Origin of the sequence: Streptococcus parasanguinis, from assembly GCF_001578955.1 — a bacterium.
GTDB classification, from domain to species: domain Bacteria; phylum Bacillota; class Bacilli; order Lactobacillales; family Streptococcaceae; genus Streptococcus; species Streptococcus parasanguinis_U.
The window spans coordinates 65,373-67,355 of record NZ_KQ969689.1; the positions used below are offsets into that span (position 1 = coordinate 65,373).

Sequence of the window (1,983 nt, forward strand, 5' to 3'; positions counted from 1 at the left end):
CAGGCACTCGGAATTATTGAGAGTAAAACAGTTTGGGAAACTGTTTTAGCCTGAGCACAGAAATTAAAGAGCGAAGGGGCTCAATACAAATTGAACAAGGGCTGCGGATTGTGTCAAAAAGATAAGTTCTCCTAGAATCGAAAGATTCTGCGTCAAACTTCCTATTTTGACTTTATCCGCAGACGCCCTCTGTATCTTAATTTAGTCATGGAACTTCTTTGAAGTTCGCAGACGTCCGTGCTCACCTAAGGAAAGTTTCTAAGATAACTTTTTCTTCAATCTGAATCTAGCTGATAAACAGCTAGGGTTTTTAAAATTTTATAAAATGAAAATGATTGAAAGTTGTTGAAAAGGATTTGCTTTTAAATCTGATTTTCAGTAGGTCCTCCCTTTTAAAAGTGCTATAATAGAGGCAATGAATGATTTGGGAGGATACGCATGCGTAAACGTGAAAGTGCAGATTCGTGTACAACGATTCTAGTCGGAAAAAATGCTAGCTATGATGGTTCGACCATTGTAGCACGAACGGAGGATTCTCAAAATGGCGTTTTTACGCCCAAGAAATTGATCGTGGTCAAACCAGAAGATCAACCGCGTCATTACAAGTCTGTTTTATCAACTTTTGAAATCGACTTACCAGATAATCCAGTTCGCTATACAGCGGTTCCAGATGCGATTCCTAAAGACGGGATCTGGGGAGAAGCTGGGATCAATGTCTACAATGTAGCTATGAGTGAGACAGAGACCATTACGACCAATAGCCGTGTGCTAGGGGCAGATCCTCTTGTAGAGAGTGGCATCGGTGAGGAAGACATGTTGACCTTGGTCTTGCCTTATGTCAAGACTGCCCGCGAAGGGGTCTTGCGTCTCGGGAAGATCTTGGAAGAGTACGGAACTTATGAGTCTAACGGGATTGCCATTTCAGATGTCCATGAAATCTGGTGGTTGGAGACCATCGGAGGTCACCACTGGATGGCGCGTCGTGTCCCTGATGATGCCTATGTGACCAACCCGAACCAACTGGGAAGTGATTATTTTGAATTTGGCAATCCAGATGAGTTTCTTTGTGACCCGGATCTTGAACATTTTGTCACAGAGCACCATTTAATTCTGGATCAAGAAGGGAAAGGTTTTAATCCACGCTATGCCTTTGGTAGCCAAAAAGACAAGGACCGTCACTACAATACACCGCGGGCTTGGGCCATCCAGCGTTTCCTCAATCCTGAAATCGAGCAGGATCCACGGAGCTTTGAGATTCCTTGGTGTCAAAAACCTTATCGTAAGGTAACGATTGAAGATGTCAAATATATCTTGAGCAACCACTACCAAGACACTATCTACGATCCTTATGGTCCTGAAGGAGATCACGTGAGTCAGCGGACCTTCCGGACGATCGGGATCAACCGGACCAGCCAGACAGCAATTCTGCAATTGCGTCCCAATAAACCACAAGAAACGACAGGTATCCAATGGATTTCTTATGGCTCCATGCCTTACAATACAGCCGTTCCTTTCTTTACCCAAGTGGATACAACGCCAGACTACTTTGCCAATACGACGGCTAAGGTAACAACGGATTCCTTCTACTGGGCCAACCGGATTATTGCGGGACTGGCAGATTCTCACTATGCTCACCATGTTGGTGATTTGGACGATTACCAAGAAACGACAATGGCCTGGGGACATGCGCGCATCAATAAAGTCGATCGTGCACTTGCAGCAGGTGAAACCGTTGATTTTGAGGCGGAAAATCAAGCCATGAGTGATCAAATCCAGGAAGCGACAGATCAACTCTTGGACAAGATTTTGCTCGATGCTAGCAACCTTATGACCAATCACTTCTCCTTGAGTGATTAAAAACCGTGTATTTTCAGGTGGTTTACAATATATTTTCAGAAATGATTGACAAACTTTTGAAAATCGATTAAAATAGAGAAAATTACATACGACCGAATGAAGTTTGCAGGAGCGTGAGTAACTGTG

The 1,983-nt window shown here is 43.7% G+C and carries 1 protein-coding gene; it reads left to right on the forward strand.

Annotation, left to right across the window (positions count from 1 at the left end):
• The first annotated feature begins 438 nt into the window (after positions 1-438).
• A complete protein-coding gene (locus tag SPADD19_RS00305) occupies positions 439-1,857 on the forward strand; it encodes a C69 family dipeptidase (protein ID WP_061454896.1) in 1,419 nt (472 codons plus the stop codon).
• Positions 1,858-1,983 lie beyond the last annotated feature (126 nt).

Coding starts and splice junctions, on each gene's coding strand:
- SPADD19_RS00305 (WP_061454896.1), top strand. CDS start 439: ATGCGTAAACGTGAAAGTGCAGATTCGTGTACAACGATTCTAGTCGGA.